33 protein-coding genes are annotated in these 26,379 nt (G+C 67.8%); 17 read left to right on the top strand and 16 right to left on the bottom strand.

The genetic code is table 11. The features are described from left to right. Positions 1–15: 15 nt before the first annotated feature. Genes LFT44_RS16055 through LFT44_RS16040 form a run of 4 tightly spaced genes read left to right on the top strand, consistent with a single transcriptional unit; the run spans position 16 to position 3,765 of the window. A complete protein-coding gene (locus LFT44_RS16055; protein ID WP_236799430.1) occupies positions 16–984 on the top strand; it encodes an alpha-ketoacid dehydrogenase subunit beta in 969 nt (322 codons plus the stop codon). Next, the gene (locus tag LFT44_RS16050; RefSeq protein ID WP_236802922.1) at positions 977–2,455 is read left to right on the top strand and encodes a 2-oxo acid dehydrogenase subunit E2; all 1,479 of its coding nucleotides are present in this window, start codon (positions 977–979) and stop codon (positions 2,453–2,455) included. Before LFT44_RS16055 ends, LFT44_RS16050 begins: the two co-directional genes overlap by 8 nt. 22 nt (positions 2,456–2,477) lie before the next feature. Then, positions 2,478–2,720, top strand: a complete 243-nt coding sequence (locus LFT44_RS16045; RefSeq protein ID WP_236799429.1) for an acyl carrier protein — start codon at positions 2,478–2,480, stop codon at positions 2,718–2,720. 19 nt (positions 2,721–2,739) lie between these two features. Continuing rightward, positions 2,740–3,765 (top strand): alpha/beta fold hydrolase, encoded by a 1,026-nt coding sequence (locus LFT44_RS16040; RefSeq protein WP_236799428.1) that lies wholly within the window; start codon positions 2,740–2,742, stop codon positions 3,763–3,765. Between the two features lie 63 nt (positions 3,766–3,828). On the opposite strand, the gene LFT44_RS16035 is transcribed toward LFT44_RS16040, so the two are convergent. The 6 genes from LFT44_RS16035 to LFT44_RS16010 form a co-directional block, all read right to left on the bottom strand. Next, positions 3,829–5,130: an MFS transporter gene (locus LFT44_RS16035; protein ID WP_236799427.1), complete on the bottom strand. Its 1,302-nt coding sequence runs from the start codon at positions 5,128–5,130 to the stop codon at positions 3,829–3,831. A gap of 113 nt (positions 5,131–5,243) precedes the next feature. Then, positions 5,244–6,644: an MBL fold metallo-hydrolase gene (locus LFT44_RS16030; RefSeq protein ID WP_236799426.1), complete on the bottom strand. Its 1,401-nt coding sequence runs from the start codon at positions 6,642–6,644 to the stop codon at positions 5,244–5,246. Between the two features lie 145 nt (positions 6,645–6,789). Next, positions 6,790–7,086 (bottom strand): rhodanese-like domain-containing protein, encoded by a 297-nt coding sequence (locus LFT44_RS16025; RefSeq protein WP_236799425.1) that lies wholly within the window; start codon positions 7,084–7,086, stop codon positions 6,790–6,792. 47 nt (positions 7,087–7,133) lie between these two features. Further along, a complete protein-coding gene (locus LFT44_RS16020; protein ID WP_236799424.1) occupies positions 7,134–7,475 on the bottom strand; it encodes a rhodanese-like domain-containing protein in 342 nt (113 codons plus the stop codon). 22 nt (positions 7,476–7,497) lie between these two features. After that, positions 7,498–8,256 (bottom strand): sulfite exporter TauE/SafE family protein, encoded by a 759-nt coding sequence (locus LFT44_RS16015; RefSeq protein ID WP_236799423.1) that lies wholly within the window; start codon positions 8,254–8,256, stop codon positions 7,498–7,500. Further along, a complete protein-coding gene (locus LFT44_RS16010; RefSeq protein WP_236799422.1) occupies positions 8,253–8,870 on the bottom strand; it encodes a rhodanese-like domain-containing protein in 618 nt (205 codons plus the stop codon). The genes LFT44_RS16015 and LFT44_RS16010 overlap by 4 nt, the downstream gene beginning before the upstream one ends. A gap of 125 nt (positions 8,871–8,995) precedes the next feature. Between LFT44_RS16010 and LFT44_RS16005 the strand changes: the two genes are divergently transcribed. Together LFT44_RS16005 and LFT44_RS16000 are read left to right on the top strand one after the other, a co-directional pair. Further along, positions 8,996–9,253, top strand: a complete 258-nt coding sequence (locus LFT44_RS16005) for a metal-sensitive transcriptional regulator (protein ID WP_142117514.1) — start codon at positions 8,996–8,998, stop codon at positions 9,251–9,253. Positions 9,254–9,298: 45 nt separating this feature from the next. Further along, entirely contained in the window at positions 9,299–9,715 is a 417-nt protein-coding gene (locus tag LFT44_RS16000) for a DUF302 domain-containing protein (protein WP_236799421.1), read from the top strand. A gap of 95 nt (positions 9,716–9,810) precedes the next feature. Here LFT44_RS16000 and LFT44_RS15995 read toward each other — a convergent pair whose 3' ends face one another. Beyond that, positions 9,811–10,218 (bottom strand): four-helix bundle copper-binding protein, encoded by a 408-nt coding sequence (locus LFT44_RS15995; RefSeq protein WP_236799420.1) that lies wholly within the window; start codon positions 10,216–10,218, stop codon positions 9,811–9,813. Between the two features lie 208 nt (positions 10,219–10,426). On the opposite strand from LFT44_RS15995, the gene LFT44_RS15990 reads away from it, so the two are divergent. Genes LFT44_RS15990 through LFT44_RS15980 form a run of 3 tightly spaced genes read left to right on the top strand, consistent with a single transcriptional unit; the run spans position 10,427 to position 12,633 of the window. Further along, complete coding sequence (locus tag LFT44_RS15990; RefSeq protein ID WP_236799419.1) at positions 10,427–11,035, top strand: flavodoxin family protein; 609 nt, start codon at positions 10,427–10,429, stop codon at positions 11,033–11,035. 48 nt (positions 11,036–11,083) lie between these two features. After that, complete coding sequence (locus LFT44_RS15985) at positions 11,084–11,755, top strand: haloacid dehalogenase type II (RefSeq protein ID WP_236799418.1); 672 nt, start codon at positions 11,084–11,086, stop codon at positions 11,753–11,755. 38 nt (positions 11,756–11,793) lie between these two features. Further along, positions 11,794–12,633 carry an alpha/beta fold hydrolase gene (locus tag LFT44_RS15980; RefSeq protein WP_236799417.1) on the top strand — a complete coding sequence of 280 codons (840 nt, stop codon included), beginning with the start codon at positions 11,794–11,796 and terminating at the stop codon, positions 12,631–12,633. Here LFT44_RS15980 and LFT44_RS15975 read toward each other — a convergent pair. Continuing rightward, positions 12,620–13,360, bottom strand: coding sequence for a CDP-alcohol phosphatidyltransferase family protein (locus tag LFT44_RS15975; protein ID WP_236799416.1), 741 nt, complete (start codon positions 13,358–13,360; stop codon positions 12,620–12,622). The two genes, LFT44_RS15980 and LFT44_RS15975, sit on opposite strands and share 14 nt — an antisense overlap. 41 nt (positions 13,361–13,401) lie before the next feature. After that, positions 13,402–13,830 carry a hypothetical protein gene (locus LFT44_RS15970; RefSeq protein WP_236799415.1) on the bottom strand — a complete coding sequence of 143 codons (429 nt, stop codon included), beginning with the start codon at positions 13,828–13,830 and terminating at the stop codon, positions 13,402–13,404. A gap of 145 nt (positions 13,831–13,975) precedes the next feature. Here LFT44_RS15970 and LFT44_RS15965 point away from each other — a divergent pair, with 145 nt between their 5' ends. Further along, positions 13,976–14,521: a YceI family protein gene (locus LFT44_RS15965; RefSeq protein ID WP_236799414.1), complete on the top strand. Its 546-nt coding sequence runs from the start codon at positions 13,976–13,978 to the stop codon at positions 14,519–14,521. A gap of 144 nt (positions 14,522–14,665) precedes the next feature. Here LFT44_RS15965 and LFT44_RS15960 read toward each other — a convergent pair whose 3' ends face one another. The 3 genes from LFT44_RS15960 to LFT44_RS15950 form a co-directional block, all read right to left on the bottom strand. Continuing rightward, complete coding sequence (locus tag LFT44_RS15960) at positions 14,666–15,412, bottom strand: ABC transporter permease (protein ID WP_236799413.1); 747 nt, start codon at positions 15,410–15,412, stop codon at positions 14,666–14,668. A 44-nt stretch (positions 15,413–15,456) separates the two neighbouring features. Next, on the bottom strand, positions 15,457–16,425 hold the full coding sequence (locus LFT44_RS15955) for an IS481 family transposase (RefSeq protein ID WP_236799412.1): 969 nt from the start codon (positions 16,423–16,425) through the stop codon (positions 15,457–15,459). A 109-nt stretch (positions 16,426–16,534) separates the two neighbouring features. Then, complete coding sequence (locus tag LFT44_RS15950) at positions 16,535–16,735, bottom strand: DUF2795 domain-containing protein (protein ID WP_236799411.1); 201 nt, start codon at positions 16,733–16,735, stop codon at positions 16,535–16,537. 208 nt (positions 16,736–16,943) lie between these two features. On the opposite strand from LFT44_RS15950, the gene LFT44_RS15945 reads away from it, so the two are divergent. The 3 genes from LFT44_RS15945 (at position 16,944) to LFT44_RS15935 (ending at position 20,021) form a co-directional block, all read left to right on the top strand. Next, complete coding sequence (locus tag LFT44_RS15945) at positions 16,944–18,920, top strand: amino acid transporter (RefSeq protein WP_236799410.1); 1,977 nt, start codon at positions 16,944–16,946, stop codon at positions 18,918–18,920. A gap of 131 nt (positions 18,921–19,051) precedes the next feature. Beyond that, a complete protein-coding gene (locus tag LFT44_RS15940) occupies positions 19,052–19,570 on the top strand; it encodes a GNAT family N-acetyltransferase (protein ID WP_236799409.1) in 519 nt (172 codons plus the stop codon). Between the two features lie 82 nt (positions 19,571–19,652). Continuing rightward, positions 19,653–20,021: a hypothetical protein gene (locus tag LFT44_RS15935; protein WP_236799408.1), complete on the top strand. Its 369-nt coding sequence runs from the start codon at positions 19,653–19,655 to the stop codon at positions 20,019–20,021. Between the two features lie 105 nt (positions 20,022–20,126). Here the strand turns inward: LFT44_RS15935 and map are convergent, their stop codons facing one another. Continuing rightward, on the bottom strand, positions 20,127–20,900 hold the full coding sequence (map, locus tag LFT44_RS15930; protein WP_236799407.1) for a type I methionyl aminopeptidase: 774 nt from the start codon (positions 20,898–20,900) through the stop codon (positions 20,127–20,129). A 143-nt stretch (positions 20,901–21,043) separates the two neighbouring features. Between map and LFT44_RS15925 the strand changes: the two genes are divergently transcribed. Genes LFT44_RS15925 through LFT44_RS15910 form a run of 4 tightly spaced genes read left to right on the top strand, consistent with a single transcriptional unit; the run spans position 21,044 to position 23,907 of the window. Further along, positions 21,044–21,394, top strand: a complete 351-nt coding sequence (locus LFT44_RS15925; protein ID WP_236802921.1) for an ArsR/SmtB family transcription factor — start codon at positions 21,044–21,046, stop codon at positions 21,392–21,394. Beyond that, a complete protein-coding gene (locus tag LFT44_RS15920) occupies positions 21,391–22,092 on the top strand; it encodes an aquaporin (protein WP_236799406.1) in 702 nt (233 codons plus the stop codon). Before LFT44_RS15925 ends, LFT44_RS15920 begins: the two co-directional genes overlap by 4 nt. Beyond that, positions 22,089–22,499 carry an arsenate reductase ArsC gene (locus LFT44_RS15915; protein WP_236799405.1) on the top strand — a complete coding sequence of 137 codons (411 nt, stop codon included), beginning with the start codon at positions 22,089–22,091 and terminating at the stop codon, positions 22,497–22,499. Before LFT44_RS15920 ends, LFT44_RS15915 begins: the two co-directional genes overlap by 4 nt. Before the next feature lie 13 nt (positions 22,500–22,512). After that, positions 22,513–23,907: an FAD-dependent oxidoreductase gene (locus LFT44_RS15910; RefSeq protein ID WP_236799404.1), complete on the top strand. Its 1,395-nt coding sequence runs from the start codon at positions 22,513–22,515 to the stop codon at positions 23,905–23,907. A 124-nt stretch (positions 23,908–24,031) separates the two neighbouring features. On the opposite strand, the gene LFT44_RS15905 is transcribed toward LFT44_RS15910, so the two are convergent. From LFT44_RS15905 to LFT44_RS15895, 3 genes are all read right to left on the bottom strand, one after another. Next, positions 24,032–24,466, bottom strand: a complete 435-nt coding sequence (locus tag LFT44_RS15905; RefSeq protein WP_236799403.1) for a hypothetical protein — start codon at positions 24,464–24,466, stop codon at positions 24,032–24,034. A gap of 136 nt (positions 24,467–24,602) precedes the next feature. Further along, positions 24,603–26,066 carry a multicopper oxidase family protein gene (locus tag LFT44_RS15900; RefSeq protein WP_236799401.1) on the bottom strand — a complete coding sequence of 488 codons (1,464 nt, stop codon included), beginning with the start codon at positions 26,064–26,066 and terminating at the stop codon, positions 24,603–24,605. Continuing rightward, the gene (locus LFT44_RS15895; protein WP_236799399.1) at positions 26,066–26,311 is read right to left on the bottom strand and encodes an SHOCT domain-containing protein; all 246 of its coding nucleotides are present in this window, start codon (positions 26,309–26,311) and stop codon (positions 26,066–26,068) included. The genes LFT44_RS15900 and LFT44_RS15895 overlap by 1 nt, the downstream gene beginning before the upstream one ends. Between the last annotated feature and the right edge of the window lie 68 nt (positions 26,312–26,379).

Raw genomic sequence — 26,379 nt, 5'->3', positions numbered from 1 at the left:
CCATACCGTGAAGCGATGCGCGCGGCCCTCCGCGACGCGATGCAGCGCGACGAACGCGTGTTCCTCATGGGTGAGGACGTGGGCCGGTACGGCGGAAGCTTCGCCGTCAGCCTGGGCCTGCTGGAGGAATTCGGGCCGGAGCGGATCCGCGATACCCCGCTCTCCGAATCCGGGTTCGTGGGTGCCGGCATCGGTGCTGCGCTGGGCGGCATGCGGCCCGTCGTCGAAATCATGACGGTCAACTTCAGCCTGCTGGCGCTGGACCAGATCATCAACAACGCCGCCACTCTGCTGCACATGTCCGGCGGCCAGTTCAACGTGCCCATCGTCATCCGGATGACCACCGGCGCCGGCCGGCAGCTGGGCGCCCAGCACTCGCACAGCCTGGAGGGCTGGTACGCACACATCCCCGGGCTCCGGATCCTGGCCCCGGCCACCCTGGCCGACGCCCGCGGCATGCTGTGGACCGCGCTGCAGGACCCGGATCCGGTGCTGATTTTCGAGCACGGTTCGCTGTACAACGTGGCGGGCGAGCTGGACGAGGACGCCGGCGCCGTGGGCATCGACAAGGCAGCGGTCCTGAGGCAGGCGGACGGAAGCGGTGACACGGTCACGCTCATCACATACGGCGGCACACTGCCCCTGGTGCAGGAGGCCGCGGACCAGCTTGCCGGGGAGGGCATCGCGACTGACGTGATCGACCTGCGCACCCTCCGCCCGCTGGACACGCACACCCTCCTGGACAGCGTGGCCAGTACGCACCGGGCCGTGGTGGTGGATGAAGGCTGGCGCAGCGGCAGCATCTCCGCGGAGATCGCGGCCAGGATCAGCGAACAGGCGTTCTTCGACCTGGACGCACCGGTGGAGCGGGTGTGCAGCGAGGAGGTGCCCGTTCCGTACGCCAAGCACCTGGAGCAGGCGGCCCTGCCGTCCGTGGAGCGGGTCATGGCGGCCGCGCGAAGGGCCGTGGGTGCCGGTGGATGAGTTCCGGATGCCGTCCCTGGGCGCGGACATGGAGCACGGCAAGGTGGTGGAATGGCTGGTCAAACCCGGGGACTACGTCCACAAGGGCGACCTCGTGGCGGCCGTGGATACGGACAAGACCGTGATGGACATCGAGTCGTTCCAGGACGGCGTGGTGGCCGAATTCCTAGTGGACATCGGCGACACCGTGGACGTGGGCACCCCCATCGCCCGGATCACCGCCACCCCCGCCGAACTCCCTCCCGCCCAACCCCCGCTCACTTCCGGCACGCTTTCCTCCGACGCCCGCTCACCTTTGGCAGCCCGGGAGCCAACGCCCGCTCACCAGGGTGCCGAGGCCGGGCACCCGGAGTCGGCAGTCAAAGCCGCCCCGCCCGTCCGGCACCTTGCGCACACCCTGGGGGTCGACGTCGGACGCATCACCGGGAGCGGGCCCGGCGGCGAGGTGGTGCGGGCCGACGTCGAACGCGCCGCAGCAGCGTCCGTCACCGCAGCGGCGCCGGAGGAAGCAGCAGCGCCTGAAGAGCCGGCAGCGCCGGCACCCGCGGAAGCCAGGCGGGTCCGGTCATCGCCGCTGGCGCGGCGGCTGGCGGCCGAACTGGGCGTTGAGCTGCAGGACGTCAGCGGAACCGGCCCCGGCGGCGCGGTGACCGAGGACGATGTGCTCTCCGCAGTCCCGCCCAGGGGGCGGCCACCCCGCGAACAGGTTGCGGAAGCGCCGCCGTCGGAAGCTCCTGCCCGGGAGCCTGCGCCCGAAGCCGCGGAAGAGGCACCACGGCAAAAACGCCCGACGGCGGCCGGCGGCAAGGCCGAGACTTTGCGGCAGGCGGTGGGTGCGCTGATGTCCCGGTCCAAGAAGGAGATCCCGCACTATTACCTGTCCACCACACTGGACCTGGCGGCGGCGATGGCCTGGATGCAGGCGGCGAACCAGCAGCGGCCGGTGTCGTCGAGGCTGGTGCCTTCCGCCCTGCTGCTGAAGGCCACCGCGCTGGCAGCCAAGGAAGTGCCGGACCTGAACGGCTTCTTCACCAAGGGCGCGTTCCACCCCAGCAGCGAAGTGCACCTGGGCGTCGCCGTCGCACTGCGGCATGGCGGACTGGTGGCCCCGGCCCTGCACGACGCCGACACCCTCAGCCTGGATGAACTCATGGACCAGCTGCGCGACCTGGTCAGCCGGGCAAGGGCGGGCAGGCTGCAGCGCGCGGAGATGGCCGACCCCACCATCACGGTGACCAACCTGGGGGATCTGGGCGTCGAAAGCGTGTACGGGGTGATCTACCCGCCGCAGGTAGCCATGGTGGGGTTCGGCAAGGTCCTGGAGCAGCCGTTTGCGGACAACGGGATGCTCGGCATCCGGCACGCCGCCATCGCCACCCTGTCCGCGGACCACCGGGTGAGCGACGGGCTGCGGGGCGGCCGGTTCCTGGCACGCATCGACGAACTGCTGCAGGAGCCGGACAAGCTGTGAAACCTGCAAGCGAGGAGGAACCGTGAATGAACAGGACGCGCGCCAGGCGGTGGCGGCGGCGATCGGGAAAGTAGCTCCCGACGTCGAGCCCGAAGACTTGGACGGTGCCGCCAGGCTCCGCCAGGACCTGGAGCTGGACTCGCTGGACTTCCTCCGCCTGGTGGAGGTCATCGCGGAGACCACCGGCGTGGACATCCCCGAGGCCGACTACCCTGCCGTGGCCACCGTCGACGGGCTGGTCACCTACGTCGCTGCGCACGGGTGAAGCTGCTGTGGGAACGCCGGTGCAGGACCCGGTAAAGCCACGGCGGCGACGGCGCTGGCCGCGCCGCCTGGGGATCACGGCGCTGGTTGTCCTTGGGCTGGTCCTCGTTTCCACCGTGGCCAACCTGCTCCTGGAGCAGCAGGAAAGGGCAACGTTGGTGCCCTATGGCGAGAGGGTAGCGGTGAACGGCGGATCGCTGAACGTGGTCCGGAGCGGGGCATCCCCGAACGGCACCGCCCAGGGCGGGAGCGACGGCGTCGCTTCCACCGGGGGCCAAGGCCAGCCCATCATCCTCCTCAGTGGGCTGGGAACTGCGGCCCCCGGCTTGGACTTCGCGCCCCTGATGCGCGAGCTCAAGGGCTTCGACGTCATCGTGGTGGAAGGGTTCGGGTACGGCTACAGCGACATGGAGGCCAGTGCCCGGACCAACGAACACATCAGCAACGAACTGCACGAGGTGCTGGCCAAGCTCCAGGTCCGGCAGCCCTACGTCCTGGCGGGCCACTCCATTGCCGGGTTCTACCTGCTGGATTACGCCAACCGGTACCGCTCCGAGGTTTCCGCCGTGGTGGGCATCGACGTCAGCATTCCCAAACCGGGGGACCAGCCGGTGGCGGAGCCGCAGCCGGGCATCAACTGGGCCAAACTGTTGGCCACCCTGGGCGTGGTCCGAGTGGTAGCCGCGCTGGCGCCCGGCCTGGTTGACCCGGACAGCAAGGCCTACACCGACGAGGAGCTGCAGCGGATGCGCACCATGACGGTGTGGAACGTGGGCAATCCTGCCGTGGCTGATGAAACCGCGCGCATCGCCAACAACGCGGCTGCCCTCCGGGGCGTCACCTACCCCCATGACCTCCCGGTCCTCGCTTTCATCGCCGATGAAAAAAATGACAGGACTGCCACCAAAACCGCCGCCGCGGAGAACCTGCTGAAGAACGTCACCCGGCACCAGGTCCTGCCCCTCGAAGGCGGGCACTACCTGCACTGGACGCAGGCTCAACGGATGGCGGAGGAGATCCGGCGGTTCGTTGAATCGGCGGGCTGATTCCAAAGGCAGGAGTGGCGCCCGCTCCGTCGTCTCCGGCATCGACGGCTCGGCCACAAGCACCTACTTCGAGTCCTGACTCTGCCCCTGTCGCAGAGCGTGGTCGTTGCCACGCATCCGGACGGCAACCACCACACCGGACGCTGCGGTGAGAACCGCGACGGCGGCGATGGCGGCGGGGATGCCGTAAAGGTCGGCGAGGACACCGGACAGGAGGGCGCCGACGGCGAATCCGCCGTCGCGCCACAGCCGGTAGACGCCCACTGAGCGGGCGCGCCAGGCCGGGTGGGCCACGTCGCCGATGGCGGCCAGCAGGGTTGGATAGACCAGGGCGGTACCAAGGCCAAGGACGACGGCGGCGGCGAGCCATGGCCCAAAGCCGTGCGCTGAGGCGATGATCCCCAGGGCGGCGGCCTGCACCAGCATCCCCGCCGCGATGAACCACTTGCGGCCCCACCGGTCTGACGCGGCACCGGTGACCAGCTGGGCGGCACCCCAGGCGGCGGGGTAGGCGGCGGCCAGGATGCCGATCTGGCCCAGGCTCAGGCCGGCACCGGCGAACAGGACGGGAAAGAGACCCCAGGCCAGGCCGTCATTGAGGTTGTTCACCAGGCCGGCCTGGCTGGCCGCCGAGAGTGACCGGTCCTTGAAGCTGGTGAGGGTGAAGACCTGCCCGGTGCTGAGCCCGGCGTGCGCGCTGTCCTGGCTGCCGACGTGCTGGAAGGCCTCGGTCCTGGCGTGGTGGTGGGTTTCCTTCACTGCCAGGACCGTCAGTCCCAGGCCGAGGGCAATGTATGCGGCGCCCAGGAGGAAGGGGGCGGGCCGCAGGCCGTAGGCCGTGGCGAGGTAGCCGGTGGCAAGCGCAGTCACGGCTACGCCCAGGTAGCCCGCGGCCTCGTTGAAGCCCATGGCCAGGCCGCGCTGCTTGGGGCCCACCAGGTCCATCTTCATGATGACTGCCGTGGACCAGGTGAGGCCTTGGCTGATGCCCAGCAGCACATTGGCTGCCACGATCCAGCCCCAAGAGGGGCCGAAGATGAGCATGAGTGGCACGGGTACCGCTGCCAGCCAGCCGGCGACCAGCACGGGTTTGCGGCCGTAGCGGTCAGAGAGCGTCCCGGCGAAGTAGTTCATCGCGGCCTTGGACAGGCCGAAGGCCAGGATGTAGGTCAGTGCGCTGGTGTACTGGTCGAGGTGGAATTCCTGCGCGGCCAGCAGGGGCAGGACGGTGCGTTCCTGGCCCAGCGTGCCGCCCACCAGCGCGTTGACGGCCACCAGCAGCATGAACTGCGCCAGGTTCTGCCGCAGGCCCAGCACCGCAGGCGCTGGTCCCGTGCTGCGGCGCGGGAGTGCTGTGCCGTTCATCGAGTGGTTCCGTTCCGTTTGGGCAAAGGGTGGCCCGGGCGTGTGGGGGCACGCCCGGGCCGGAAGCCCGGGCAGGAGGGGGGTCCTGCCCGGGCGGTCTGTGGTCGCCTGGGTTAGGCGGCGGGGACGCTGTTCCGCCACGCGTTCCAGGCGGCGTAGCTGCCGTCGAGCTCGACGACGTCGTACCCGGCACGGCGCAGGGCGCTGGCGGCTACGGAGTTCCGCACGCCGGACTGGCAGTAGGTCACGATGGTCCCGCCAACCGGCAGCTCATCCAGGTGCCACATGACGCGGCCGCCGCTGAGCTGGTACGAGCCCGGGACGTGCCCGGCCTTGTGCTCGGTCTTGTTGCGGACGTCCAGGACCATGGCTGCGTCGAAGCCTTCGAGTTCCTCCGGCTGGATCAGCTTGGGGGTGAAGGTGGGCAGTCCCTCGATGCTGGTCAAGTAGCCAGCCACGTTGTCGATGCCCACGCGGACCAGGTGATCCCACATGTCCTGCGCCTGCTCCTGGTCCTTGGCCAGCAGCACCAGCGGGTTCTTGTCCGTCTCCGGGTTCACCACCCAGGCGCCGTAGCTGGCCACGGACTTGCCGGCCGGAACGTTCAGGGACCGGACCACGGTGCCTTCGTGGACCTCGCTGTTGGAGCGGGTGTCAATGAAGGTCAGGGTGTCTTCCGCCAGTCCTGCGGCCACGATTCCGGTGGAGAGCTCGGGCAGCGGGGTGCGTTCACCCATGACGTCCGGGCCTACGCGGTTTTCGCGCTTCATGCGGCCGAAGTAGGCGTGGGCGTCGGGCTGGCCGTCGAGGAGTTCGTTGATGAAGCCCTGCTCGTCGTTGGCGGCGAGGTAGGGACCCCACCAGGCGTAGAGGCGCTCGTAGCCGACGGTGGAGGAGGGGATGGCACCCAGGGCCTTGCCGCAGGCACTGCCGGCGCCGTGGGCGGGGTGGACCTGGACGTAATCCGGCAGGGTGAGGAACTTGTCGCGCAGGCTGGCGAACAGCTGCTTCGCGCCCTCGAACCTGGTGTCCACGCCGCCGGCTGCTTCGTCTAGCAGGTCCGGCCGGCCCAGATCGCCGGAGAAGACGAAGTCTCCGGAGAGCAGGTAGCCGGGCTTGTCGCTGAACGCGCCATCGGTCACCAGGAAGGACAGGTGCTCCGGGGTGTGGCCGGGGGTGTGGACGGCCTTGATGCTGATGTTGCCCAAGGTGATGATGTCGCCGTCGTAGAGCCGCTCGCCCTCGAACTCATACTGCCAGTCGGGCCCGCCCTCACCGGAGACGTAGATCTTGGCGCCGGTGGCGGCGGCCAGTTCGCGGGTGCCGGAGAGGTAGTCGGCGTGGATGTGGGTCTCGGTGACCGCAACGATCTTCATGCCGTTCTTGGCAGCCAGTTCCTGGTAGACGGCGATGTCGCGGCGGCCGTCCACCACGATCGCTTCGCCCTTGGCCTGGCAGCCGATCAGGTAGCTGGCCTGGGCGAGGTCTTCGTCGTAAATGCGCTCGATAAGCATGGGGTGCTCTCCTTCAGGTAGGGGGAGTATTTGTCTCTGGCAACTATTTTAGATACCCCCGGGGGTATAACGCAAGGGGACTGCCGCCAATTGAGTTGCGGTGCGGCGGGAGCCGTCGATCAGGGAAGGGCGGGTCCGGGCAGGCTTAGGTGGTGGGGAGTCCGGCGCGTGTCCAGGCGGTCATGCCGCCGGCCATGGTGTCCGCTTTGTAGCCAACGCCGTTGAGGGCATCGGCGACGGCGGCGCTGCGGTTGCCGCTGCGGCAGACGGCGATCACGGGCACGGCCGGATCGAGCTCGCCCAGGCGGGCCTGCAGCTGGCCCATCGGGATGTGCAGCGCGCCGGGGATCATGCCCTCGGCAACTTCAAAGTCCTCGCGGACATCCAGGATGTGGGCGGTAGAGCGGCGCTGGTCGGTTTCGGTGATGGTGATTTCAGCCATGGGAGTTCTCCTTTGAAATGGGTTGCGGCTGGTGGGGTGGAGTTGGGTCAGCGGATCGTTTCGCCGGCCTGGCGCCAGGCGGCCATGCCGCCGCGCACCGAGTACGCGTCATATCCCTTGGCGGCGAGGAGCCTGGCCGCCGAGGCAGAGCGGACGCCGGAGGCGCAGACGGCAATCACCGGCCGGGCCTTCTGGATTCCGGCAGTGCTGGTCTGCAGCCGGTCCAGGGGAACGTGTTTGGCTTGGGGTGCGCGGCCGGTGCGCCATTCCTGGGCGGACCGGACGTCGATCAGCGTGGCGCCGGAGCCCAGGAGTTCCTTGGCCTGCGCCACGGAAATCGTCTTGTAGGGCTTGCTGAAGGCCTTCTTGAGGGAATCGATCAATCCCACGATGTTCTCCTCTGTAACGGGGTCAGGCGGTGACCGTGCCGGCGGTGACCCACGCCGCGACGGCGAAGATGAGTACCGCGAATGAGATGCGGATGTGCTTGTCGTGCAGGCGCCGGGCCAGCCGGGCGGCGAAGACGGAACCCAGGATGGCCGGGACTGCGAACGCCAGGGTGGTGGCCCAGTCGATGGTGTAGCCGGCTGCGTGTGCGCTGAACCCGGCGGCGGAGTTGACCACGATGATCGCCAGCGAAGTCCCTACGGCCTGCTTCATCCGCAGGCCCAGGAAGATGGTCAGTGCGGGGGTGATGAGGAAGCCGCCGCCCACGCCCAGCAGCCCGGTGAGGAACCCGACCAGCACGCCCACAGCCACGGCTTTCGGGGCGCAGGACCGGAAGGCCCGGCGCGGCCCGGTGCTGCAGGAGCCCTCGGTTTCGCGCGGCTTCTTGAGCATCCGGATGCCCGCGACCACCATGATCACGGCGAATGCGAGCATCAGGATGTTCGGGTCCAGCAGTTTCCCCACGGCGGCTCCCGCCCAGGCCGCCGGGATGCCGGCGGCGCCTACCAGTGCGATGACGGGCCAGTTCAGGCCCTCGCGGAGGCGGGGGAGCAGGGCCGCCAGTGAGGAGATGCCCACCACCAGAAGTGAGGTGGGGATGGCCTGGGCGGGGCTCATGCCCACGCCGTACACCAGGGCAGGAACGGCGATGATGGACCCGCCGCCACCCACTACGCCCAGTACGACGCCGACGACGAGCCCCAGTCCCAGGGCCGGGATCATGCTGCCGCGCCCGCTTCAGCTGTCTGCACGGGAAGCTGCAGGATGGCGCTTTCGCGGGTGGGTTCGTTGGCGGCCTTGTTCCATGGCATGGCAGACAGGGCCTTTCCCATGGCGCAGGTGTTGGTCGCGGCCGAGAAGGTCAGCCCGGTGCCGATGGCGCCGGCGAGCATGCGGACCTTGGGGGAGACGAACTTGCCGCCCACCAGACCCAGCATCACCAGGGAGCCGGCGGCCAGGCGGACCTGGCGCTCCAGGTCCCAGCGGTCTTTGCCCTTGACGACGTCGCCGCCGGCAGCGGCGAAGCCCGGAACCCCGCCGGTGAGGACGTAGGCGGTATCGAGGCCGACGGTGGCCATCCGCTGGCGTGCCTGCTCGGCGCGGACGCCGGACTGGCAGACCAGGACCACGCGTGAGCCCAGCCGGGCGGCGAGTTCGTCGGTGTGCTCGGAGAGCAAGGGCAGCGGCACGTTGTAGGAACCGCGGATGTGCATGGACTCGAACTCGGCTGCAGAGCGAACGTCGATCACCACCAGGTCCTGGTGCTCTGTGATCCAGGACTGCAGCGTTTCGGGAGCAAGCGCCGTAACGGCGGTTGCTTTGGAAGGGGATGTCATGTGTGGCCTCTCGGAAGGGGTCTGGGGGATACCCCACCGAGTATTACAGATACCCCCTGGGGTAGTCAAAACACCCACGGGGGTATATAGTTGAGGGCAGCACCCCATCGATGGAGACACCTCTTATGGAACTGAACCCCACTGAACTCACGCCCGTGATCAACCGCCTCAAGCGGGCCCAGGGCCAGCTCGCCGCCGTCACGCGGATGCTTGAAGAAGGCCGGGACTGCAAGGACGTTGTCACCCAGCTGGCGGCCGTGTCCAAGGCCCTTGACCGGGCCGGCTTCGCCATCATCGCCACCGGGCTGGAGCAGTGCATCGTCCAGAAGGACGCAACCATGGACCGCAAGGACCTGGAGAAGCTCTTCCTCTCCCTGGCATAAACCAACGCCCCATCAGCGGACCGGCAGCAACCTCAAAGGAGCACCATGACCTACACCCTGGCCACCACCGTCTCCCTTCCCTGGGCCGAAGCCGTGGAACGCACCCGCGAAGCCCTCGCCGCGCAGGGATTCGGAATCCTGACCGAAATCAACGTCCGCTCCACCTTCGAAGCGAAGCTTGGCGCTGAAGCCGCGGACGCCGTCGGGGATTACGTCATCCTTGGCGCCTGCAACCCCGCCCTTGCCAGCCGCGCCCTGGCCGCCGAACCGGAAATGGGCGCCCTGCTGCCCTGCAACGTGGTGGTGCGCCGGGACAGCGCAGCCGATGCAACCACTGTGGAGGCGATCGATCCGCAGACCATGGTGCAGCTGAGCAGCGCACCTTCAGTTAAGGAAGTGGCGGACGACGCCGGCACCCGCCTCCGCAAGGCACTGGCCAGCCTGAACGGTGCAGCCGAGTAAACAGTCAGCCGGTAAACCACAACGCGGGGCTCCGCCGTTACGGCGGAGCCCCGCGTTGTTTTGCCTAAAGCACGGAGCCGTTCTTCCCGGGCGTCTCAGCCCAGGGATGCCAGGAGGTCGGCGCAGGCCTGTTCGCAACGGCGGCAGGATTCGGCGCAGACGCGGCAGTGCTCATGCATCGAGGCATGCGCGCCGCATTCGTCGCCGCACGCCTTGCAGGCCGCATGGCAGGCTTCCAGGACTGCCCGGGTGATGTTCGCGTCGTACCCGGTGTGGCGGGAGAGGACGTTGCCGGTGGCGGCGCAAATGTCCGCGCAGTCGAGGTTGGTGCGGATGCACTTGGTCAGCTCCGCGACCATGTCTTCGCTCAGGCAGGCGTCGGCGCAGGCTGTGCAGGTTTGGGCGCATTCGAAGCAGGCCTGGATACATGCGGCGAGCTTGTCCTTGTCCAGGTTGCCGAGGTCTTTGGGGTAGGTGTCCAGCATGGACTGTACGTGGGTCATTTTTGGTCTCTCGTTTCCGGTTGTGGTCAGTGGATTGGGCGGGCGGAAGTGCCCGTTTACGTCCGGCTGATGGAGAGTTGGTCTAGCGTCAGCGCCTGCCGCCGGGGCCCGGGCTCCTGCGCCACCTGCAGTACATGCTGCAGGGTGTGTGATCTACTACTCAGTAGACTGACTATTTTGGTCGAGAAAATCAAGGGAGCTTTCGCTGATGTCCACGTTGTCCGCTCTTGCCCTCATCTGTACCCTCACCCCGTCCCCGGAACCGTCCAGCAGCGAGCTGATGGCCCAGCACATCCTTGACGAACTGGAAGGCCACGGGGTGGCCACCGAGTCACTGCGCATCGTGGACCATGACGTGAAGCGCGGCGTGCAGGTGGACATGGGCAACGGTGATGCGTGGCCCGCAATCCACGAAAAGATCCTGGCCGCGGACATCCTGGTCCTCTCCACCCCCATCTGGATGGGCCACCCCTGCAGCGTCGCCCAGCAGGTCATGGAGCGCCTGGACGCCGACCTGTCGGAAACGGACGACGACGGCCGGCCGGTCATGTACGGAAAGGTTGCCACGGTTGCCGTGGTGGGAAACGAGGACGGGGCCCACAAGACCATCGCCGACATGATGCAGGGACTGAACGACGTCGGCTTCAGCCTTCCAGCCCAGGGCGGCACCTACTGGGTGGGCGAGGCCATGCAGACCGTGGACTTCATGGACCTTGAGCAGGTCCCGGACCCGGTAGCTTCCACCAATGCCGGGCTTGCCCGCAACGCCGTGCACCTGGCCCGGCTCCTGCGCTCCAACAAATACCCGGCCAAGTAGCGGGCGGCTCCGCGGTGGGGCTGCCCGCCGGAACAGGAAAGGAACATCATGTCCCAACCATTGGTCATCGTTTTTGACGTCAATGAGACCCTGTCCGACATGGGCCCGCTCGCCGAGGCATTCGCGCAGGTCGGGGCGCCTCGCGGGCTGGCCAAACTCTGGTTCGCCACGCTCCTGCGTGACGGGTTCGCCCTCACCGCCAGCGGGGGCAAGGCGTCCTTCGCCACCATTGGCGCCGATGCCCTCCGCACCCTGCTGGGAGCCGAAGGGATCTCCGGAAACCTGGAGACCGCCGTCGAACGCGTCATGGCTGCCATGCAGAACCTGTCCCTTCACCCGGACGTCCCGGACGGCATCCGCGCCGTCGCGGCGGCCGGGCACCGGCTGGTCACGCTAACCAATGGCGCCACCGCCAACACGGACAAACTGCTGGTTGCCGGTGGCGTTAGGGACAAATTCGAGCTGCTCCTATCCGTGGAGGACGCGCCTGCCTGGAAACCGGCCAAGGCCGCATATGAGTACGCGGCAACTGCGGCCGGAGCAGACCCGGCCAAGATGCTGCTGGTTGCCGTGCACCCCTGGGACATCCATGGGGCAGCCAAAGCCGGGCTGCGGACCGTGTGGATCAACCGCACCGGCGCCCGCTACCCCTCCTATTTCCAGTCACCGGACATCACCATCCCGGCCCTCACCGGGCTGCCCGCGGTGCTCGCCGCGTAGCACCCCAGCCCCGCCCCAAACTCGAACGGAGACCACCCATGGCCCAGCCCGTCGAACGCCATACCGTTGACGTGAACGGCATCCCGCTGTCCTACCTCGCGGCGGGGGATGAGGGCGCCCCGCCGCTGATCCTGCTGCACGGCACCTTCTGGAGCCGGGTGTGGCAGCCCGTCCTGCCGGCCCTTGGCGAACACAGCCGCTGCTACGCGCTGGACTTTCCGGGCTTCGGCCGGAGCGGGGGAGAGCTGGATGTTGAGCAGGCCAGCGTCCCGGCCCTGGCGCAGACCGTGCTCGATGCCGCGGATGCCCTCGGCATCGGGGAGTTTGACGTCGCTGCCCACGACATCGGCGGCGGCGTGGCCCAGCAGCTCGCCGCCTACAGCGGGAGGGTCCGGAAGATGGTGCTGATGAACGCCGTCATGTTCGACTCCTGGCCGGTGCCCGCCGTCGAGCGTTTCCGGGACCCTGACGTGCGGGCAAACACCAGCGAGGAGGACCTCCTCGCTGCACGCCGGAAGTCCACGCAGGGCTGCGCCGTCCGGACGCTCACCGAGGAGGAACTGGAGGACTACCTGTCGCCGTGGCATTCTCCGGCCCGGTCGCGCTCGTGGATGGCCATGGCAGCGGCCGCCGATCCCCGTTACACCCTGGACTTGGTCCCGGCCCTCAAGGAAGCCGCAATCCCCACACGCCTGGTATGGGGCCGGGACGACGACTTCCAGAAAATCGGGTTTGCCCGCCGGTACGTGGAGGAGGTCCCCAACGCGGACCTGGTGGAGGTGGACGGCAAGCACATCCCCACGGAAGATTCACCGGACGCCGTGGCCACGGCGATGCGGGAGCACCTGGCTGCACAGCACTCGGCTAAAGCGCCGTAAGCCCGGCCTCCGCGTCCAAAACCACCGCCCGGTGGCGGCTCTCCAGCTGGACCACGTCCCGCGTGAAGGAAAACGCGAGCAGGCCAAGGGCCAGGGCCGGCGCCGCAACCGCCGCATTGGGCGGAGTCACCGGCAGCAGTGCCACCAGCAGCGCGAACGGCTGGAACGCCCCGATCGCCTTGCGGGACGTGCTCGGCGGCAGCGTTGCACGGAGGTGCGGCCGGAGGAAGCCGGCGGCAGAGAATGCGTAGTACATGGCCCCGGTGGCCAGGGTCCAGGGACCAACGACGGCGGCGGCCGCGACGGACAGGACCAGGACCAGGGCGGCGTCCGTGGCTCCATCGAAGCGGGCGCCCTCCGCCGACGAGGTGCCGGTACGCCGGGCCACCGCGCCATCGAGCCCGTCCAGGAGGAACGTGGCGCCGCCCAGGACTGGCAGGAGCAGGTCCGTGCGGGGCCCGGTGAACAGTTGCTGCACGGCCAACACGGCGCAAAGGGCCACGAGGACGGCGCGCAGGAGGGTGACACGGTCGGCGGGCGTGGAGAAGCGCGGGACGCGCCGCAGGACAGAGCCGACGGCGGCGCCGGCCACCACGGCGCCGGCGGCCAGCCCGGCCAGCTGGGTCATTGGAGCGGACGGGGTCAGCGTGAGCAGCCACAGTGCCGCCAGCCCGTAGGCCACAAGGGCGGCCAGCGCGTCCGGCACTGCCCGTTCAGCTGCGCTCATCTGCACCTCCCCTCGCATGCTAGCAACGCCGGCGGTGATCCTCACCGCCGGCGACGCCCGGCCCGAAGCCTGGTGCCGTCGTCGTACCTTGCCCTGTGGCTCGTCCGGACCAGGCCGGCGAGTGCCAGCAGTGTGCCCGCACCTTCGGCGACAGCGCTAAGGGTCTTCGAGAAGAACCAGACGGGGTCGTACATGGCCGGGATGGGCCCGATGGCCGGGATGTCCACGTACCGGTAAAGCACGACGGCGGCGAACGCGCTGAGTGCCACCACCAGGGCCAGGGCGTAGGCAGCCCTGCTGCCGCGGACCAGGACGTAGACGCCGGCCACCAGCGCCGCGGCCGCCTCGAGCAGGAACAGGGTGCCTTGGCTGATGGTGCCCGGCTGCGCGTTCTGGTAGCCCGGGGCCAGGAAGAAGTGGACGCCGGAGTCGATGAACAGCGCCAGTGCGGTCAGGAGTCGTAGAGCCACGTTTATGTATACGCCGGAAATCCGCTCCGGGTTCAAGTCGCCCTATTACGTCTGCGGGTTTTGTGGGGAATATTTAGGGGTGTCTGGAATATTGCGCCTTTAGCGGGCAGAAGCGCCTGCGGCCCTACGAGTAAGGAGAACAGCGATGACCCTTCCCAAGGAACTCACGCCGGGAACATGGACCCTGGACATGGCCCACAGCGAGATCGGCTTCAGCGTCCGCCATGCCGGGATCAGCAAGGTCCGGGGCCGCTTCACAGAAGCGTCGGCGGAAGCGCGCGTGGGCGAATCACTGGCGGACTCGTCCGTGCATGCCACGGTGTACACCGCCAGCTTCACTTCCGGGGATGCCAACCGGGACGCCCATGTCCGCGGGGCTGATTTCTTCGACGTGGAGCAGTACCCCGAGATGACGTTCCGCGGCACCCATGTCGAGGGCGACGGCGAGGAGTACACGCTGACCGGGGACCTCACCATCAAGGGCGTCACCCGGCCCGTGGAACTTGAGGTCGAGTTCACCGGCGTTGCCGTGGATCCCTTCGGCGCCACCCGTGCCGGGTTCTCCGCCGAAACCGAGATCAGCCGCAAGGAGTTCGGGCTGACCTGGAACGCAGCCCTGGAAGCCGGCGGTGTGCTGGTCAGCGACAAGGTGAAGATCAACTTGGAAGCAGCGCTGGTAAAGCAGGGCTAGGTCCTCAAACACATTTTCGATGCGCGACGGTACTTTCGACGCGCAAAAACGATGGCGCGACCGAAATATCGGTAGCGCCATCGTTTTTGCGGCGCGGGAATGAACTTCCGCAGCGCCAAACCGTCCGGGCAGAAACCGGCCCGGTCACAGCGGCTCGGGACGCACCTTCACGTTGCCCAGCGAACGGATCAGCGCCACGGCGGTGATGGATCCGGCCGCCATGATCGAGGCCAGCACCACCACCTGGAACCGGCCCGCCTCCAGGGGAGAGGCGCCGCCGAAGATGGCACCCACGAACGCGCCGGGCAGTGTGACAAGCCCGGTGGTCTTGGTCTGGTCCGTGGAGGGGATCAACGCCGAGTGCACTGCCTGCCGGGCCTGGATCAGGGTGGCCTGCCGGGGTGTTGCCCCCAGCGCCAGCCAGCCCTCTACCTGGTCCCACTGCTCCAGGACGGCCTCGAAGAAGCGGCGGCCGGCAAGCGTGGCGATGGTCATGGAGTTGCCGATCACGATCCCGCTCACCGCCAGCGCGTATCGCGGGGAGAATTCGATGGCACCTGTGCCAAACACGATGGCCACCGTCACCAGGATGCCCGCAGCCATCGTTGCGGCCACCACGGCAAAGCGCCGCCAGGACCAGGTGAGCCGCCGCGTCGCCGTCACGGATGCCACGGTGAACATGACCAGCAGGGCCGCCCCCACCCAGAGCGGGTTGGTGATGACGCCGCCCAGCACCAGGCTGATCACCGCCAGCTGGGCCGCGCCGCGGAGGATGGCCAGGGCAGGGGAGAGGTACGACGGCGTCCGCGCGCCCCACAGGATGCCCACCGTGAGTGCCGCCAGGATGGCAATGGCCACCAGGGTGGGCAGCAGGGCGGCAAGGGCGGGCATGCCGCCAGCTTACTGGGGGCGGAAACCGCCTCCTGCGAACCCGCCTAGGTGTATTGACCTGAGAGGTTGGTGACGCGGCTGGCCGGTGGCTGACCGTTGAGTGAGGTGTGGCCTCGATGATGATTGTAATGATGGAGCCAGTCGGCGAAAGCGGCAACACGCTCGGCCTCGGAGGCGTAGGGACGGGCGTAGGCCCATTCGTCGAGCATGGTGCGGTTGTAGCGCTCGACTTTGCCGTTTGTCTGAGGCCTGTAGGGGCGGGTGCGTTTGTGCTTGATGTCCGGGCCCAGAGCGTCTTTGAATGCGTAGGAGCGGTAGCAGGATCCGTTATCGGTCAGGACCCGTTTGACAGTGATCCCGTGGGACTCGAAGTAGGCATTGGCGCGTTCCCAGAATCCGGCCGCAGTGTCCTTTTTCTCATCGGTCAGGATCTCCGTGTAGGCGAGCCTGGAGTGATCATCGACGGCGTTGTGCAAGAAGGCGTGACCCGGTCTCCGGTTCGCCGCGGTACCGGTCTTGTTCCGGTTTCCGGCGGCCCTGCCGACACTGCGGTGTCCGCCGCCGTCAGGGATCCGTCCAAGTTTCTTGATGTCGACGTGGACCAGGTCCCCGGGGCTGTGGTGCTCGTACCGGCGAATCACCCGGCCCGTGGCCCGGTCCATCCACGCCAGCCTCGCCAGCCCAAACCGGGACAGCACCCGGTGCACCGTGGAGGGGTGAATGCCCAGCAGATAGCCGATCCGTGCCGGGCCCCAGCGCCGGTTGACTCTGATCGCGACGATCCGCCGCTCCCGCCGCGTGGAGGTCCGACGCGGGGAGTTGATGGGCCGGCTGGAACGATCACCCGTCCCGTGCTCCCCGTGCTCCCGGTAACGGGCCGCCCACCGCGCTGCGGTCGTCACCGACACCTGGAACCGCTCAGCAGCACGGCGCAGCGGCCACCCGTCATCGACGATGCACCGGGCCAGCCGGAGCCGTCCCTTCGGCGTCAGAAGCGCGTTAGCATGGGACATTGAAGACCTCCTTGTGGATCGGACTCTTAGACAAGCCCCACTCCACTTGGAGGTCTTCTTTTTGTCACCTAACCACGCCGCATGTTCCTAACCTCCGTGGTCAATACACCTAGGAGTTGCTGTCCGAAATCGCGGAGCTGACAGCGGTGGGGCTGTCGTATTCCCGGTCGGGGAGTGCCTCGAGGGCCTCCATCACGTTGTTGTCGGCGCCGGATTCCTTGGCCCTGGACAGCAGGTCTTCACGCTTCGCCGGGTAGTCGATGCCGCCCAGGAACTTCTGGATCTGGATGGGATTGGGAGTGTCTGCCATGGTGCCGGGTTTCCTTTCGGTGTTCGGCTGTGCTTTCCGTGGCCCACTACGTTCAGGCCGCGGTGGACCCATCCTAGTCCCGCAGCCTGCCGTCCCAAACCAGGCGTCAAGGAATCATTAAGAAATCCCGTTTTGGCGCTTGGGGCGTTTTGGCCGGTGCTAGCTTCGCAGGTGGTCGCGGTGCAAAGGGCAGCGCGGAAAGGCAAACATGACCACGTTAAGCAGGCCCCCGGCGGATCCTTCCGCGCATCACGCGCACGGAAGGAAGACGTTCCAGGGCTGGCTGCTCTTCGGGCTCCAGGACAGCAAGGGCGCCCATCCCGGTCCCGGGGGCGTGCCGACGCAGCATGAGAAGAAGCACACATGGTGGCAGGTCATGTGCCTGACGGGGGTGGACTACTTTTCCACCCTTGGCTACCAGCCGGCCATTGCTGCGCTTGCAGCAGGGGTCATCTCCCCGCTGGCCACCCTGGTACTGGTGGCGGTGACCCTGCTGGGCGCCCTGCCGGTGTACCGCAGGGTTGCCGGCGAAAGCCCCCGCGGTGAAGGCAGCATCGCCATGCTCGAGCGGCTGCTGCCGCGCTGGGGCGGCAAGCTCCTGGTGCTGGTCCTCCTGGGATTCGCAGCCACCGACTTCATGATCACCATGACCCTTTCGGCAGCAGACGCCACCGCGCACCTGCTCGGGAACCCGGTGGCTCCGGGGTGGCTGCAGGGCCAGAACGTCCCCGTCACCCTCTTCCTGCTTGCGTTGCTGGCCGCTGTGTTCCTGCGCGGCTTCAAGGAAGCCATCGGCATCGCCGTTGTCCTGGTGGTGTTCTACCTGGGCCTGAACGCTATCGTGGTTGCCGTTACTTTCGCTCAGGTACTCTCGCACCCCGCCGCCATGGGGGATTGGTGGACCAACCTGTGGGTGTCGCACGGAAATCCGGTGATGGCCGTGGCCATCGCGCTGCTCGTGTTCCCCAAGCTGGCCCTGGGCCTGTCCGGCTTCGAAACCGGCGTGGCCGTGATGCCACAGGTCCTGGGCGCAGAGGAGGACACGGAGGAAAACCCGGCCGGCCGCATCCGGGGTACCCGGCGTATGCTCACCACCGCCGCCGTGATCATGAGCGCCTTCCTGCTGACCTCCAGCTTCATCACGGTTGTCCTGATCCCCGAGCAGGAATTCCAGCCCGGCGGCCAGGCGAACGGGCGTGCCCTGGCCTACCTGGCGCACGAATACCTCGGCGTGGGCTTCGGCAGCGTTTACGACATCAGCACCATCGGAATCCTCTGGTTCGCCGGCGCGTCGGCCATGGCCGGCCTGCTGAACCTCGTGCCCCGCTACCTGCCGCGGTACGGCATGGCTCCGGCCTGGGCCAAGGCCGTCCGGCCTTTGGTGCTCGTCTTCACCCTGGTCGGCTTCCTGATCACCTTCATCTTCAAGGCCGACGTCGATGCCCAGGGCGGTGCCTACGCCACCGGCGTCCTGGTGCTGATGACCTCCGCCGCCGTGGCCGTCACGCTATCGGCGCGCCGTCACGGGCAGCGGAACCTCACGGTGGGTTTCGGCGCCATCACCGTGGTGTTCGCCTACACCACGGTGGCCAACATCTTCGAACGGCCCGAGGGCATCCGGATCGCCGCCATCTTCATCCTTGGGATCATCGTCATCTCGCTGCTGTCCCGGGTCCGCCGCTCCTTCGAGCTGCATGCCACCCGGGTGCACCTGGACCAGCAGGCCCTGGAGTTCATGTCCAGCACCCTGGACGGGCCCATCGCGATCATCGCGCACGAGCCGCTGCGGATGACCGCGGAAGCGTACCGGGACAAGCTGGAGTCCGCCATCGAGGTCAGCCACCTGCCGCTGGCCGGCGACGCCCTGTTCCTCGAGGTTGTGGTGGATGATTCCTCGGACTTCGAAACCGAGCTGCACGTCAAGGGAGTGAACCGGCATGGGTATCACATCCTCGAAGTCCACGGCCCCGTGGTCCCCAACACCATCGCCTCCGTCCTGCTGCACATCAGGGACATCACCGGGCTCATGCCGCACATCTACTTCCGCTGGACCGAGGGCAACCCGATCAACAACCTGGTACGGTTCCTGTTCCTGGGCGAGGGAGAGATCGCGCCGGTGACCCGGGAGGTGCTGCGCGAGGCCGTCCCGGATGTCACCCAGCGCCCGTGGGTCCACGTCGGCTGACCGCCGTCGCACCGTAACGCCCACACCCCCCGCGCGAGATGGCACTTCACGGCAATGTTTCCCCGAAGCATCGCCGTGAAGTGCCGTCTCGCGGGACGGAGGGGTGCCAGCGCGCCACCATAATGGGACGCATGGACAGTCCCGTCACCATCCGCCCCATGTGCCCCGACGACTGGGCTGCGGTCCACGCAATCTACGCCGCCGGCATCGCCACGGGGGAGGCGACCTTTGAGAGCGAGCCGCCCACCTGGGAGGCGTTCGACGGCGTGCGGTTGCCTGGGCACCGGCTCGTCGCCGAAGATGCGGGCAGGGTCCTGGGATGGGCCGCGGTCTCCCGGGTTTCTTCACGGGAGGTGTACTGGGGCCTCGTGGAGCACTCCATCTATGTTGCCCCGCAGGCACAGGGCCGCGGCGTGGGCCGGGTGCTCCTGGACGCCCTGATTGAGTCGACGGAAGCGGCCGGAATCTGGACCATCCAGTCCAGCATCTTCCCGGAGAACATGGCGAGCCTTGCCCTGCACCGGAAGCTGGGCTTCCGGGTGGTGGGAACCCGGGAACGGATTGCCCGGATCAACCACGGCCCCAAGGCGGGCCACTGGCAGGACACGCTGCTCCTGGAACGCCGCAGTTCCGTGGCCGGGACCGAATAGAAGGACCTTCCGGCGCCGGGTTCGCACCTGCCTCCGGTGCCTAGACTGGACGTATGCGGGTAATGAACCCCGGGGGCTTTTGATGAGCCTGCAAGCGATGTTCGTGGGCGCGCTGTTGTCCGCCGTCGTGGCACTGGTCCTGCTCCTGCTGGTGCGGAGGGAACGGCGCGTGGGGGTCGTGGCAACGGCGGCAGCCGCGGCCCTCCTGATGCCCATGGCCTGGAATTCGATCCTGAACTGGACTGCAGCGGTCGGCCTGTTCTCCCACGACCTGCCGTTCCCGCCGTTCCCCATCAGCTGGCAGGACACGGGAACGGGAGTGTTCACCCTTGCCGGCACCGCCATCGCCCTCATGTCCGGGCCCTGCAGGCGGGACGCAGCCCGCAGCGTGGCAGCGACCGCCGCCATCACCGCGCTGGCCGCCCTGCTGGTGGACGTCTACCTCTACTGAAGTGGCGCCTGTACTCCGCGCGCTCGTACTCCGCGCGCTCGTACTCCGCGCGCTCGTACTCCGCGCGCCGGCTCAGCCGCGGCAGCGGGCGAAGCGCCCCGGCACCTACCGCGACGGCAGGGTCAGGATCTCGGCGCCGTCGTCGGTAATGGCGATGGTGTGTTCCGTGTGGGCCGTCCGGCAGCCTGTGGCGCTCCGGAGCGTCCACCCGTCGTCGTCCGTCACCAGTTCAGCCGTGTCCGCCATGATCCACGGCTCCAGCGCCAGCAGCAGCCCGGGCCGGAGCTTGAAGCCGCGGCCGGGCCGGCCCATGTTGGGCACGTGCGGGTCCTGGTGCATGGTGGAGCCGATGCCGTGCCCGCCGAACTGCGTGTTGATGGGGTACCCCGCGTCGGTGAGGACCCGGCCGATGGCGTAGGAGATGTCGCCAATCTTGGCCGTTGGCCCTGCCGCAGCGATCCCGGCAGCCAGGGCGCGCTCAGTGGCCTCAATCATCGCCACGCTCTCCGCCGGCCGCGAATCGCCCACCAGGAAGCTGATGGCGGCATCGGCGGCCACCCCGTTCTTCACGACGGCGAGGTCCAGGGTGAGCAGGTCGCCGTCGGCCAGTTCGTAGTTGTGCGGCAGCCCGTGCAGCACGGCATCGTTGACGCCCGTGCAGATGTAGTGGCCGAAGGGGCCGCGGCCGAACGACGGCGCATAGTCCACGTAGCACGACTCCGCCCCGGCCTCGGTGATCATCTCCTTGGTCCACTGGTCGATGTCCAGCAGGTTGGTGCCCACGGCGGCCCGGCTCTTCATGGCCTGCAGGATGTCCGCCACCAGGGCTCCGGTCTCCCGTGCGCGGGCCACTTCAGCGGGGTTCAGGATCTCGATCATTGCGGCGCCCTTCGTCTGCTGCCAAAAGCTCTCGGGGCCATCCTATTTGCCGTGGCTGTGGGCGTTGCAAGGGGCGGAGGAAGCAGGGGGGATTTCTGCGGATTGCCAAAGATATAGATGAGTGTAAATATTTACATGTGTCTATGTCTTTGGAGCTGACCCCCGTCCAGGCCGTCGCCTGCTGTGCGCCCTTGGCGAGGGAGCCGTTGTCAGAACCGGAAGCGGAAGGAATCGCGCCGCTGTTGAAGGCGCTGGCCGATCCGGTCCGGCTGCGGCTGATGTCCCTGGTCGCCTCGCATGAGGGCGGCGAAGCATGCGTCTGCGACCTCAATGACGCCTTTGAGCTGTCCCAGCCCACCATCAGCCACCACCTGAAGATCCTCCACGAGGTGGGTTTGCTGGACCGGGAAAAGCGGGGGGTGTGGGTCTACTACCGCGCCCGGACCGAGGCGCTGCAGAATTTGGCCGCCCTGATTGGCGGGCAGGCCACGTGAGCACACTTTCCCGCCGTGCCGCCGCCGAGTTCATCGGCACCGCCTTCCTGGTGATGGCCGTGGTGGGCTCGGGCGTGATGGCAGCCAGGCTGTCCCCGGACGACGCCGGCCTGCAGCTTCTGCAGAACAGCCTCGCCACGGGTGCCGCGCTGGTGGCGCTGATCGTGGCACTGCAGCCGGTGTCGGCGTCGTTCAATCCGGTGGTGACCCTGGTGGAACGTGCACTGGGGATGATCGACACCAGGACCGCGGCAGGGTTGATTGCCGGCCAGGTTTTGGGCGGCCTGGCCGGAACCATCACGGCGAACCTGATGTTCGGGCTGGACGCGGTCGCCTGGTCCACGCACCAGCGCACCGGGCCTGACCTCTGGCTTGCCGAGGTCATCGCCACGGTGGGACTCCTGCTGGTCATCTTCGGCACGGTCCGGTCCGGCCGGGCGGACAGGGTGGCCTTCGCCGTCGGCGGGTATATCACCGCCGCCTACTGGTTCACCAGCTCCACCAGCTTCGCCAACCCGGCGGTGACCATCGCCCGGACCCTCACGGACACCTTTGCCGGCATCGCACCGCCGTCGGCCCCTGCCTTCATCCTGGCCCAGCTGCTGGGCGGTGCCCTGGGATACTTCCTGGTCCGCTTCCTCTACCCCTCCTTCACCGCTGCCGCTGCCGTCGCGGCTGACCGAAAGGTGCTCTCATGAGCCACAAACCCTCCGTCCTGTTCGTCTGCGTCCACAACGCCGGCCGTTCCCAGATGGCCGCCGCGTTCCTTACCTCGCTCTCGCAGGGCGCCATCGAGGTCCGTTCCGCCGGATCGCAGCCGGCGGAGAAGGTCAACCCGTCTGCGGTCCAGGCCATGGCGGAGGTGGGCATCGACATGTCCGCCGAGATCCCCAAGATCCTCACCACCGAAGCCGTGCAGGACTCTGACGTGGTGATCACCATGGGCTGCGGCGACGAATGCCCCTACTTCCCGGGCAAACGCTACGAAGACTGGGTGCTGGAGGATCCCGCCGGCAAAGGCGTGGAGTCCGTCCGGCCCATCCGCGACCAGATCAGGACCCGGGTGGAAGCCCTGATCGCCTCCCTCATTCCTGCCCAGAGCTGAATTGGAGCATGCCATGACATCGCCGGAACCTACATCGCTTGAGTCCCTGCAGTCCCTGCCTGTTGCCGTGATCGGCGCCGGACCCGTCGGCCTGGCCGCGGCCGCGCACCTGCTGGAACGCGGGCTGGAGCCATTGGTCCTCGAGGCAGGCCCAACTGTTGGCGCTGCCATCCGCCAGTGGGGCCACGTCCGCGTCTTTTCCACGTGGAAGTACAACCTGGACGCTGCCTCGGTCCGGTTGCTGGAACGCTCCGGGTGGGAAGCGCCCCGGCCCACCGCCCTGCCGTACGGCGCCCAGATCGTGTCCGAGTACCTGGAACCGCTGGCCGCAACGCCGGAACTGAAGGACCGAATCAGGACCGGGGCGCGGGTGGTGGCCGTCAGCCGGCAGGGCATGGACAAGGGCAGGAGCCAGGGCCGGGACACTGCCCCGTTCCTGCTGCGGATAGAGCACGACGGCGGCAAGGTCACCCAGGTGCTTGCCCGCGCCGTGGTGGATACTTCCGGCACCTGGAGCACCCCGGCGCCGCTGGGATCGTCAGGGTTGCCCGCCCCCGGCGAGGCAGAGGCCCGGGCGGCGGGCCTGGTCACGGGGCCACTGCCCGATGTTTCAGCTGGTGGTTTCGCCGGCCGCCGCACCCTGGTGATAGGTTCCGGCCATTCGGCGGCCAACATGGTCCTTGACCTGGCCCGGCTGGCCCGCGCCAATCCCGGCACCGAGGTGCTCTGGGCCATCCGCGCGGCCACACCCGCCCGCGCCTACGGGGGCGGGGATGCCGACCAACTGCCCGCCCGCGGCCAGCTCGGCGCGAGGCTCCGCACCGCCGTCGACACGGGTGCCGTCCAGCTCCTGACGGACTTCCACACCGCTTCCATCGGCGTGCATGACGGCGCGGTGACAGTGCACTCAACGGACGGCCGCGCTGTTGAGGTGGACCGCGTGATTCCCACTACCGGTTTCCGCCCGGACCTGGCCATGCTCTCCGAGTTGCGCCTGGACCTGGACCCGGCGGTGGAGGCACCCAAAGCCCTCGGCCCGCTGATCGATCCCGATTTCCACAGCTGCGGAACAGTCCCCGCCCACGGCGCCCGCATCCTGGCCCAGCCGGAGAAGGACTTCTACCTGGCCGGCATGAAGTCGTACGGCCGGGCGCCCACCTTCCTGATGGCCACCGGCTACGAGCAGGTCCGCTCCATCGCCGCAGCCCTGGCCGGAGACAAGGACGCCGCGGACGCCGTGGAACTCGAACTGCCGGAAACCGGGGTGTGCTCCACCAGCATCCCCAGCGACTCGGATGATGCCGGTGATTCTGTCGGCGGATCCTGCTGTGCGGCGCCGGTGCCCGTGTCGATCGGGTTCGCCACGGGCCTTCAGCACGGCCGCAGCAGCGGAACCATTTCGGGGTAGGCGTGCGTTCCAGCCCAGTTACTCCCGGCCGCCCGGGTGCACAGCCAAGGGCACGCCGTCCCTCACGGCGCGCCGCGGGAGGAGCGGAAGAGTAACTGGGCGGGAATGCATGGTTGGCCGGGACTCATGGGCCGGAAGGCTCACCCCAGTTGATGCCGATGGAGCGGCCGCGGGCGAAGTGGGCGTTCGCGATTTCGTTGACTTCGCGGAGGCTCTTGCCCGGATGGGCCAGCCGGATCCACTCGTAGTCCCATTCCTGCAGGTCCCGTTCGCGGCCGGCCCGTTTTTGGTTGCGCATGTGGGCTGTGAGGTCGTCGCCGCCAACGGGTACATGGGGTGCGGCAATGACGGGTTGCGGCTTAGGTGGGGGTATCGGAGCCGGACGGGCCGGAGCCTTCGTAGTGCGGACCAGCGCCACCGTCACTGCCACCACACCCAGGCTGATGAGGATGACCCACCAGAATTTGATGATGATGGCTATGACGATCAGGACCAGGAAGGGGGCGCACCCGATAGTGCCGCCGCCCTTGCTGCGCGAGCGACGCCGTTTTGCTGCCATGGTGGTTCCTCTTGTGACGTGATGGAGCTATAGAATCCACTTTCGCACCGGCTACGCGCCGTGTCATGAGTACTAACTACTCAATTTTGACGCCTCGTTAGGGGCCTGGCTGGTTGCCCTGCAGGGTGCCGATTGCTCACCGAACCTCAATAGCGCCCATCATGCCAAGATCCTCATGGTCCAGAATGTGGCAGTGGTAGGCGGAGCGTCCGCGGAAGTCCGCGAATGCAACCCGGACCTTGATCCGTCCGTTTGCCGGTAGGTTCACCACGTCGCGCCAGTCGGGGGAGGAGGCTCGCTGACCGTTTTGCTCGACGACCTGCATGGGCCAGACGTGCAGGTGGAACGGGTGGTCCATCGTGCTGGTGTTGATGAGGGTCCATTCCTCGACGGTTCCGGCCGCGGCCGTGATATCGGTCCTGGCCGGATCGAACTCCCTGCCGTTGATGGTGAAGCGCATCATGCCGGCCCCGCCCATTCCCATGCCGGCGGACAGGACGATCTGCCGGTGGGCGGCCACTGCTGCACCCCTCAGGTCCAAAGGCGCTCTTTGTGCAGGTATTGCTGCCTGGGGAGGGGCAGCTTCGCCGGCCACCTGGAAAGAAGCCAGCGCCACGCCGTCGGCCGGCTCAGCGGGTCCAAGCGGCCCAGGCCCCTGGCCCATCATCCCCGCGGTGCTGCCGCGGTTGTACCGGAACGCGCGCAAAGAGGAGGTGCCGGCCTTGGTGGTGACCAGCAGGTCAGCCCGGTTACCGGGGGTCAGCACCAGATCTTCCACCTGCCGCGGTTCGCGGAACCGGCCGGAGTCCATGCCCAGCAGCTGCATTTGCTGCCCGTCCAGCCGCAGCTGCAGGTAGCGCGCTACACAGGCGTTGACGACGCGCCACCGTTCCCGCTGCCCGGGACGGGAAGTGAACTGGGGGTTGATTTGGCCGTTCACCAGGAGCAGTTCGCCCTCCCGGCCCGCCATCCGCCCCATCACTGACGTGGCGCTGATGTTCCCCAAACCGTCCACCGAGGTGTCCGATACCACCAGCACACGCTCGGCGCTGGACTCGATTGGCTCAGGGTCCTCCACGATGATGGCTCCATAGAGCCCGGCGAAGACCTGGTCGGCCACCATCCCGTGATGATGGGGGTGGTACCAGTACAGGCCGGCCGGATGATCCGCGGGCAGCCGGTATTCGTAGTCGAACGAAGTGCCTGGCGCGACCGCGACGAACACGTTGTCCCCATTGTTCTCGGGCGACACGTGGAGGCCGTGCACGTGCAGGTTGGTGGGCTGGGACAGGCTGTTGGTGAGACTTATCTTGAGGGTGTCCCCAGCCTTGAGACGAAGGGTGGGCCCGGGCACGCTGCCGTTGTACGCGAGCGCCGTGGCCTGCCGCCCGCCAAGCTGGACCTGCGCAGGGCCGGCTGCGAGCCGAACCTGCAGTTGCCCGTCCCCGCTCCGGAGTTCTTCCGGCTGGATCAGGTTGCCGCCAGGGGGCCGGGCGGCGGGGGAGAACAGGGACCAGATCAGGCCGGCTCCGCCTGCCACAGTGCCCGCAGCCCCCAGCCCGCCGAGGAGGAGAGCCTGCCGGCGGCTTATGGGGCGCACTACCGGCCCTCGCCGAGCACCCTGAGCTGTTCGCGGTACTGCTCCGCGGTCAGTTCACCCTTCGCGAAGCGCTCATCGAGGATCTGCCGCGCCGTCGATGCCGGCGGCCCTTCCCGCCCCTTCCCGCCGCTCCGGATACCACCGCCGAACACCCGCACGGCCACGAAGACGAGCAGCGCTATGCCCAAGAGCATCAGGATGCCCCAGAGCCACCAGCCTGCGCCCTGCCCGTAACCCCACATCATCGCCGGAGCCCTTCTTCGCGTTGGTACTTGCGATTCTTGGCGCGTTCCGGCCCGGTAGGTAGGGCCCG

Origin of the sequence: Arthrobacter sp. FW306-05-C (assembly GCF_021801725.1) — a bacterium.
In the GTDB taxonomy this organism is placed as follows: domain Bacteria; phylum Actinomycetota; class Actinomycetes; order Actinomycetales; family Micrococcaceae; genus Arthrobacter.
This window is presented reverse-complemented; position numbering and strand designations above follow the sequence as displayed.

Coding starts and splice junctions, on each gene's coding strand:
- LFT44_RS16055 (WP_236799430.1), top strand. CDS start 16: ATGCGCGCGGCCCTCCGCGACGCGATGCAGCGCGACGAACGCGTGTTC.
- LFT44_RS16035 (WP_236799427.1), bottom strand. CDS start 5,130: ATGAACGGCACAGCACTCCCGCGCCGCAGCACGGGACCAGCGCCTGCG.
- LFT44_RS16030 (WP_236799426.1), bottom strand. CDS start 6,644: ATGCTTATCGAGCGCATTTACGACGAAGACCTCGCCCAGGCCAGCTAC.
- LFT44_RS16025 (WP_236799425.1), bottom strand. CDS start 7,086: ATGGCTGAAATCACCATCACCGAAACCGACCAGCGCCGCTCTACCGCC.
- LFT44_RS16015 (WP_236799423.1), bottom strand. CDS start 8,256: ATGATCCCGGCCCTGGGACTGGGGCTCGTCGTCGGCGTCGTACTGGGC.
- LFT44_RS16010 (WP_236799422.1), bottom strand. CDS start 8,870: ATGACATCCCCTTCCAAAGCAACCGCCGTTACGGCGCTTGCTCCCGAA.
- LFT44_RS16005 (WP_142117514.1), top strand. CDS start 8,996: ATGGAACTGAACCCCACTGAACTCACGCCCGTGATCAACCGCCTCAAG.
- LFT44_RS16000 (WP_236799421.1), top strand. CDS start 9,299: ATGACCTACACCCTGGCCACCACCGTCTCCCTTCCCTGGGCCGAAGCC.
- LFT44_RS15995 (WP_236799420.1), bottom strand. CDS start 10,218: ATGACCCACGTACAGTCCATGCTGGACACCTACCCCAAAGACCTCGGC.
- LFT44_RS15990 (WP_236799419.1), top strand. CDS start 10,427: ATGTCCACGTTGTCCGCTCTTGCCCTCATCTGTACCCTCACCCCGTCC.
- LFT44_RS15985 (WP_236799418.1), top strand. CDS start 11,084: ATGTCCCAACCATTGGTCATCGTTTTTGACGTCAATGAGACCCTGTCC.
- LFT44_RS15980 (WP_236799417.1), top strand. CDS start 11,794: ATGGCCCAGCCCGTCGAACGCCATACCGTTGACGTGAACGGCATCCCG.
- LFT44_RS15975 (WP_236799416.1), bottom strand. CDS start 13,360: ATGAGCGCAGCTGAACGGGCAGTGCCGGACGCGCTGGCCGCCCTTGTG.
- LFT44_RS15965 (WP_236799414.1), top strand. CDS start 13,976: ATGACCCTTCCCAAGGAACTCACGCCGGGAACATGGACCCTGGACATG.
- LFT44_RS15960 (WP_236799413.1), bottom strand. CDS start 15,412: ATGCCCGCCCTTGCCGCCCTGCTGCCCACCCTGGTGGCCATTGCCATC.
- LFT44_RS15955 (WP_236799412.1), bottom strand. CDS start 16,425: ATGTCCCATGCTAACGCGCTTCTGACGCCGAAGGGACGGCTCCGGCTG.
- LFT44_RS15950 (WP_236799411.1), bottom strand. CDS start 16,735: ATGGCAGACACTCCCAATCCCATCCAGATCCAGAAGTTCCTGGGCGGC.
- LFT44_RS15945 (WP_236799410.1), top strand. CDS start 16,944: ATGACCACGTTAAGCAGGCCCCCGGCGGATCCTTCCGCGCATCACGCG.
- LFT44_RS15940 (WP_236799409.1), top strand. CDS start 19,052: ATGGACAGTCCCGTCACCATCCGCCCCATGTGCCCCGACGACTGGGCT.
- LFT44_RS15935 (WP_236799408.1), top strand. CDS start 19,653: ATGAGCCTGCAAGCGATGTTCGTGGGCGCGCTGTTGTCCGCCGTCGTG.
- map (WP_236799407.1), bottom strand. CDS start 20,900: ATGATCGAGATCCTGAACCCCGCTGAAGTGGCCCGCGCACGGGAGACC.
- LFT44_RS15925 (WP_236802921.1), top strand. CDS start 21,044: ATGTCTTTGGAGCTGACCCCCGTCCAGGCCGTCGCCTGCTGTGCGCCC.
- LFT44_RS15915 (WP_236799405.1), top strand. CDS start 22,089: ATGAGCCACAAACCCTCCGTCCTGTTCGTCTGCGTCCACAACGCCGGC.
- LFT44_RS15910 (WP_236799404.1), top strand. CDS start 22,513: ATGACATCGCCGGAACCTACATCGCTTGAGTCCCTGCAGTCCCTGCCT.
- LFT44_RS15905 (WP_236799403.1), bottom strand. CDS start 24,466: ATGGCAGCAAAACGGCGTCGCTCGCGCAGCAAGGGCGGCGGCACTATC.
- LFT44_RS15895 (WP_236799399.1), bottom strand. CDS start 26,311: ATGATGTGGGGTTACGGGCAGGGCGCAGGCTGGTGGCTCTGGGGCATC.